The organism is Kitasatospora sp. CB01950 (genome assembly GCF_001905465.1).
Lineage (GTDB): Bacteria > Actinomycetota > Actinomycetes > Streptomycetales > Streptomycetaceae > Kitasatospora.
The window spans coordinates 198700-204911 of record NZ_LISX01000003.1; the positions used below are offsets into that span (position 1 = coordinate 198700).

Here is a 6212-nt window from a genome sequence, read left to right on the forward strand (position 1 = left end):
CAGGTCAGCGCCGTGCAGTGTGATCAACAGGTGATCAACGGCTGATCGACCGGCGTGGCGGCGCACTACCCTGGGCGGCGTGCAGATCGACGACCTGAAGCGGCTCCGCAAGGCCCGCGACACCATGGACCGCGACTACGCCGAACCGTTGGACGTCGCGGCGCTCGCCAAGGTCGCGCTGATGTCGGTCGGCCACTTCCAGCGCAGCTTCCGCGCCGCGTACGGCGAGACCCCGTACAGCTACCTGATGACCCGCCGCATCGAACGCGCCAAGACGCTGCTGCGGCGCGGCGACCTGTCCGTCACCGAGATCTGCATGGCCGTCGGCTGTACCTCGCTCGGGTCGTTCAGCACTCGCTTCACCGAACTCGTCGGCGAGAGCCCCAGCGCCTACCGGGCCCGCGACCACAGCGCCGCCGAACACATCACCGCCTGCGTGGCGATGTACCTCACCCGCCCGATCCGGGGCACCGACACGGGCCGGCCGGGCCCGCCGACCGGGACGCAGTCGGGTGCGCAGCCGGGCCCGCCCACCGGTGCGTAGCCGGGTGCGAGGTCGGGCACGCAGCCGGCTGCGCAGCCGATCAGGAACGGAGAAGCGGAAGCGGCCGCCGATCAGTAGCGTCGGGGCCATGGACATCAAGCTTTCACAGTGCTTCATCGCCGTCGACGACCACGACGCCGCGCTCGGCTTCTACCGCGACGCGCTCGGACTGGAGGTGCGCAACGACGTCGGCTTCGAGGGGATGCGCTGGGTGACGCTCGGCTCGCCCACCCAGCCCGACGTGGAGGTCGTGCTGGAACCGCCGGTCGCCGACCCCGGCGCCACCGACGCCGACCGGCAGGCCGCCGCCGAACTGCTCGCCAAGGGCCTGCTGCGCGCCGTCAACTTCCGCACCGCCGACTGCGACGCCACCTTCGAGCAGATCCGGGCCTCCGGTGCGGACGTGCTCCAGGAGCCGATGGACCAGCCGTACGGGGTGCGCGACTGCGCGTTCCGCGACCCGGCCGGCAACATGGTCCGCTTCGCCCAGCCGCGCCGCTGACCCCTTCCGACCTGCTGGGACGGGTGTCGCCCGAGGTCCTTCGGGCGACACCCGTCCGGGTTCGGGCGGGCGCTCGCTCAGCCGGCGATCAGCGGGTAGTGGTCGGACAGGTCGGTGTAGGTGTACGAGGTGCCCCAGCTGCTGACCGTCCACGGCGCGCTGTGGAAGCGGTGCACGGTGTTGGTGTACTGCTGCGGGCGGGCGTGGTCGGCGCGGTAGAGGACGTAGTCGAGGTCCTCCTTGGGGTCGCCGGGGTAGCGGTAGGCGGCGATCGAGTTGTCGGCCGTGTCGAAGGAGTTCGCCCAGCCGTCGCGGGTGGTGGCCGGGGCCAGGTTGCCGTTGGACAGCAGCGCCGGGTACTCGGTGCCGTGCGAGTCGATGTTCAGGTCGCCGGCCAGCACGATCGGCTCGTTCGCCGGGATCTGCTTGGCGTCCAGGAACGCCTTCATGGCGCGCAGCTGCTTGCCGCGGATGTCGGCGGCCTGGCCGGTGGAGCAGCCCGAGTCGGTGGACTGCAGGTGGGTGCCGACCACGTGGGTGCGCTGGCCGTTCACATTCAACTGGGCATAGACGAAGCCCTTGTTGGAGAACCAGTCCGAGCCGCAGGCGTCCTTGAAGACGTACTGCTCCTTGCGCAGGATCGGCCACTTGCTGAGCAGCACCACCCCGCCGTCCTCCGGCGTCGTGCTGCTGTAGCTGCCCGAGGTGGCGTCCCAGCCGCTGGTGGAGCGGCCCACCACCGGCGTGTGGTACGGGTACGCGGCCGAGGCCTTCGACACCAGCGCGTCGGAGGTCGCGTTGTCGAACGCCTCCTGGAGCACCACCACGTCGTGGCCCTGGAAGAAGTCCGCGCCCGCGATGGCCTGCGCCCGGTAGGACTGGCCCCAGTTCGGGTACAGGTTGGTGCTCATCAGGAAGGTGTTGTAGCTGAGCACGTTCAGCGGGGCGACGGTGAGCGGGGCGACGGTGTTCGGGGCGCTCTCGGCGTGCGCGGCGGCGACGGCCTGAGGGGCCGTCAACAGGGTGCCTGCGGCGGTCAGTACAGCGGCGAGGCGGGCGGCGCGGGACACGGGCATCGTGGCTCCGGGACTGGGGGGAGGGTGGCGGGTGCCGGCGGATGTTGGCCAGTCAACTCGGGGCGATGTGACGGGGACAAGACAGCGGAGAACGGGTCGGTGAACTCGGCCGAAACAGCGCCTACCGGCGAGTAGCGGATGGCCGGAATCGGGAGTGGCCGGGCGGGTGTCAACCGATGGTTGACAGTCCTGGGGTGTCAACCTAGGGTTGCCTCATGGCTGACACCACAGGAAAGAAGCCCTCCATCCGGCTCGACGACCTGATCGAGGGCATCAAGAACTCCTACCCCGAGGCGCTCGACCAGCTGTCGAACGCCGTCCTGGTCGCCGACCACCTCGGCGACATCGCCGACCACCTGATCGGCCACTTCGTCGACCAGGCCCGCCGCTCCGGCGCGTCCTGGACCGACATCGGCCGCAGCATGGGCGTCACCCGCCAGGCCGCCCAGAAGCGCTTCGTCCCCAAGAACCCCGGCGAGGTCACCGAGATCGACACCGCGCAGGGCTTCAACCGCTTCACGCCGCGCGCCCGCAACGTCGTGATGGCCGCCCACCAGGCCGCCAAGGACGCCCACAACGACGAGGTCCGCACCGAGCACCTGGTGATCGGCCTGCTCGCCGAACCCGAGGGCCTCGGCGCCGCGTTCATCACCGGCCGGGGTATCGCTCTCGACACCGTCCGGGCCGCCGCCGAGGCCGCTTTCCCGCCCGCCGTCGAGGACGCCCCCGAACTCGTCCCCTACGACGCCGGCGCCAAGAAGGCCCTCGAACTGACCATGCGCGAGGCCCTCCGCCTCGGACACAACTACGTCGGCACCGAGCACCTGCTGCTCGCCCTCCTCGAGTACGAGGCCGGCACCGGCATCCTCACCGGCCTCGGCCTCGACAAGGCCGCCACCGAGACCGCCCTGCTCGACACCCTCGCCCAACTCGCCTCCGACGCCTGACCCGTCCCAGACCCGGCGGGCCCGCCCAGGACGGGGGCGGGCCCGTCGTTCGCATGCCGAAACCCGGTTGACGGCCACCCGGGCCCGGCGATTGGCTGCCGGGCGGAACGAGGTCGGACGACAGGGGGAGCGGCAGATGGGGTACCGACTCGAAGGGCCGGTGCTGGAAGGGCAGTTGGTGCGGCTGGAGCCGCTGGAGCAGCGCCACGCGGGGGAGTTGGCGCGGGCGGTGGGGGAGGCCAGGGACAGCTACGGGTTCACCTGGGTGCCGCGGGCCGAGGAGGTGGCCGGGTACATCGAGGCGCAGCACGCGCGGGCCGCGGACGGGCGGCTCGCGCCGTACGCGCAGATCTCGGTGGCCGGCGGTCGGGCGGTCGGGGTGACCGCGTACTGGGAGCCGCGGACGCTGCCGGACAGCGAGGTGCTGTTCGCCGTCGAGGTCGGGTTCACCTGGCTGGCGGCCTCGGCGCAGGGTACGGGCATCAACGCCGAGGCGAAGCTGCTGCTGTTCCGGCACGCGTTCGAGCAGTGGGGCGTGGCCCGGGTGGACCTCAAGACCGATGCCCGCAACGCCCGTTCGCGGGCGGCGATCGCCGCCGTCGGGGCCCGCTTCGAGGGCGTGCTGCGCAAGTCCGGCCGCTCCTGGGCGCCCGGCGAGGACGGCGGGCTGCGGGACGCCGCGATCTTCTCGATCATCGACAGCGAGTGGCCGGGGACCCGGGCCGCGCTGGAGGCGCGCGTCGCCCGCCACCTCCAGTAGGCGCTCACTTCCCGTGCGGCGGAGGCGGGTTGGACCGGCCCGGGCGGGTCGGCGGGCCGGTGGGCCGGTGGTGGACGGGGTGGGGCGTGGCGAGGCCCCCCCGGCGCGAGGCACCGGGGGGCCGGTCGTGGCGGCGGTGCGGCCCTGGTCAGGGGGTGGTCGCCCACTGGTGGGCGGTGCCCTGGTGGAGAGCGGCGAAGACGCGGTCGCGCAGGGCGTTGGCTTCGGCGTCGGTCAGGGTGTGGTGGAGGGGGCGCAGGACGACCTTGACGAGCAGGTTGTGCTGGTCGGGGCGGGCGCCGAGGCGGGCCAGGGCCTGCGGGGGGAGAGCGCTGCACGGGGTGGTGGAGAGGATCTCCACGGTCTCCACGCAGTCGGCGTCCGGGCCGAGGGCGTCGCGGACGCGGTCGCCGAGGTCCTCCGCGAGGTCGGCACGGTCCACGGCGATCGACAGGTCGCGGCGGATCGGCGGGAGCGCGGACACCGGGCGGTACGGGGCGAGATCGGCGAGCTGCGCGATCACCGCCGGGTCGGTCGCGCGCAGCAGTCGGATGTCCGGGATGCCCTTGAGCAGCATCAGCACCCGGTCCAGCCCCATTCCGAGCGCCAGCCCGCTCCACTCCGGGCCCAGGCCGGCCGCCGCCAGCACCCCCGGGTGGGCGAGCCCGCATTCGGCGACCTCCACCCACTCGCCGCCGGCCTCGACGTCGAGCTGGCGGCCGGCGCGGGTGTACGGGTGGACGCGCGCCTCGGTGCGGTACGCCGCGCCGGGCAGCAGGGCGTCGGCCAGGGCGGCGATCATGCCCGTCAAGTCGGCCGGGCCGGTGGGGAGTTGCCGGCGGGTGAGGTACCACAGGTCGAGCTGGTGCGGGGTGCCGGTGTGCAGCCGGTCGATGCTGTCGCGGCGGTACACCAGGCCGGGGCAGACCAACAGGACGTCGTCGGCAGTCGGTTCCACCGCGAGTGCACGCAGCGCGCCCGGGACGAGGGCGCTGGAGTGGCTGCGCAGCATCCGGCGGTCGTCCACGTAGCGGGTGTATCGGGTGTCCCGAGTGACGTCGTCCGCACGGTAGTTGAGGTGGTCGTAGTTGTCGGCGACGGTGACGATCCGTTCACCGCGGTGCACCCGCGTCCGGCAGGACCAGAGCCGGGCGAGAGCGCCGGCGGCGCGCTCCACCAGCAACTGGAGGGCGTGCGGGCCGGCGGCGGGATCGGTCAGGTCGCGGACGGCGAGATCACGGGCGAGCTGATCGGCGGACAGCGGAACGGCAGTGGACATGGTGCGGCCTCCGGGGCCTCGGGGCGGAATTCGGTGGGCGGACAACACACCCCCCGGCCCCTGGGCACGACCCGCCGCCCGGGCCCGCCCCGCCCGCCTACTGGCGCGACGAAACCCGACCCCAGCGGCGCCCATCGGGAGCCGGGGGGCCGGTAAATCGGCGAGAGATCGCAACGATGGCCACGGGCGGAGTCTACGCACCCCCACCCGCCCGGCGGCAACCGGTTTTGCGCACGCGCCACGCCGCGACGACTCGCGCCGCGACGACTCGCGCCGCGACGACTCGCGCCGCGACGACTCGCGCCGCGACGACTCGCGCCGCGACGATTCCGCTCCGGCCCGACCCGGTACAGCCGGCAGGCCCCGGCCCTCGTTGGCGCGATCCGGGGCGAGGGCCCAGACTGGGCGCTTTCGACGAGCGGGAGGCGCGGGGATGACGGACCACCAGGCCGGTGTGGGGCGCGCGTACGATGCGGTCGCGGAGCTGTACGCGAACCTGTTTGCAGGTGAACTCTCTGGGCGCGACGACGAGTTGAAGCTGATCCACGAGTTGATCGCGGCGCCGCCCGTCGCGCAACGCGGACTTCCCGTCGGCGACCTGGGTTGCGGACCGGGCGAGGCGACGGTGCTGCTCGGCGGGCTCGGGGTGCATGCTTTCGGGCTCGACCTGTCGGCCGGGATGCTGGCCCAGGCCCGGCGTGCCCGGCCCTCCGACACGTTCGTTCGCGGCTCGCTGCTCGCCCTCCCGTTCGCCGACGTGAGCCTCGGCGCGGTGCTCGCCCGCTACTCGGTGATCCACCTACCGCCCGCCGAAGTCCCGCACGCCCTCGGCGAGTTGCGCCGCGTTCTGGCCCCGGGCGGCCGCCTGCTGCTCGGCTTCTTCGCCGCCGACCCCTCCCTCGGCGACACCGACCACCCCGTGCCCTTCGACCACAAGGTCACCACCGCCCACCGCTGGCCCGTCGACACCCTCGCCAGCCTCCTGCGCACCGCCGGTCTCACCGAGACCGCCCGCAGCGTCCGCCGGCCCGGCCCGGGCGAGCGCTTCCCGCAGGCGAACCTGCTGGCCGAAGCCGCTCCCTGACGGCCTGACGGCCTGACGGC

Annotated in this window: 7 protein-coding genes; 5 read left to right on the forward strand and 2 right to left on the reverse strand. The window is 73.1% G+C overall.

The genetic code is table 11. The annotated features are described in order from the left end of the window. The first annotated feature begins 79 nt into the window (after nt 1-79). Together AMK19_RS09540 and AMK19_RS09545 are read left to right on the forward strand one after the other, a co-directional pair. Complete coding sequence (locus AMK19_RS09540) at nt 80-544, forward strand: helix-turn-helix transcriptional regulator (RefSeq protein WP_073810074.1); 465 nt, start codon at nt 80-82, stop codon at nt 542-544. Between the two features lie 88 nt (nt 545-632). Continuing rightward, on the forward strand, nt 633-1046 hold the full coding sequence (locus AMK19_RS09545; RefSeq protein WP_043907915.1) for a VOC family protein: 414 nt from the start codon (nt 633-635) through the stop codon (nt 1044-1046). Nucleotides 1047-1123: 77 nt separating this feature from the next. Here the strand turns inward: AMK19_RS09545 and sph are convergent, their stop codons facing one another. Further along, on the reverse strand, nt 1124-2122 hold the full coding sequence (gene sph, locus AMK19_RS09550; RefSeq protein WP_073810075.1) for a sphingomyelin phosphodiesterase: 999 nt from the start codon (nt 2120-2122) through the stop codon (nt 1124-1126). Nucleotides 2123-2337: 215 nt separating this feature from the next. Between sph and AMK19_RS09555 the strand changes: the two genes are divergently transcribed. Further along, nucleotides 2338-3069 carry a Clp protease N-terminal domain-containing protein gene (locus AMK19_RS09555; RefSeq protein ID WP_073810077.1) on the forward strand — a complete coding sequence of 244 codons (732 nt, stop codon included), beginning with the start codon at nt 2338-2340 and terminating at the stop codon, nt 3067-3069. Between the two features lie 136 nt (nt 3070-3205). Beyond that, nucleotides 3206-3829: a GNAT family N-acetyltransferase gene (locus AMK19_RS09560; RefSeq protein ID WP_073810078.1), complete on the forward strand. Its 624-nt coding sequence runs from the start codon at nt 3206-3208 to the stop codon at nt 3827-3829. Nucleotides 3830-3977: 148 nt separating this feature from the next. On the opposite strand, the gene srmL is transcribed toward AMK19_RS09560, so the two are convergent. Then, nucleotides 3978-5108: a PheS-related mystery ligase SrmL gene (gene srmL / locus AMK19_RS09565; RefSeq protein WP_073810079.1), complete on the reverse strand. Its 1131-nt coding sequence runs from the start codon at nt 5106-5108 to the stop codon at nt 3978-3980. 433 nt (nt 5109-5541) lie between these two features. On the opposite strand from srmL, the gene AMK19_RS09570 reads away from it, so the two are divergent. Beyond that, nucleotides 5542-6192 (forward strand): class I SAM-dependent methyltransferase, encoded by a 651-nt coding sequence (locus AMK19_RS09570; RefSeq protein WP_073810081.1) that lies wholly within the window; start codon nt 5542-5544, stop codon nt 6190-6192. The last annotated feature ends 20 nt before the right edge of the window (nt 6193-6212 follow it).

Excerpts from the sequence above, each read along its gene's own strand:
- AMK19_RS09570 (WP_073810081.1), top strand. The coding sequence starts at position 5,542 with ATGACGGACCACCAGGCCGGTGTGGGGCGCGCGTACGATGCGGTCGCG.
- AMK19_RS09560 (WP_073810078.1), top strand. The coding sequence starts at position 3,206 with ATGGGGTACCGACTCGAAGGGCCGGTGCTGGAAGGGCAGTTGGTGCGG.
- sph (WP_073810075.1), bottom strand. The coding sequence starts at position 2,122 with ATGCCCGTGTCCCGCGCCGCCCGCCTCGCCGCTGTACTGACCGCCGCA.
- AMK19_RS09555 (WP_073810077.1), top strand. The coding sequence starts at position 2,338 with ATGGCTGACACCACAGGAAAGAAGCCCTCCATCCGGCTCGACGACCTG.
- srmL (WP_073810079.1), bottom strand. The coding sequence starts at position 5,108 with ATGTCCACTGCCGTTCCGCTGTCCGCCGATCAGCTCGCCCGTGATCTC.
- AMK19_RS09545 (WP_043907915.1), top strand. The coding sequence starts at position 633 with ATGGACATCAAGCTTTCACAGTGCTTCATCGCCGTCGACGACCACGAC.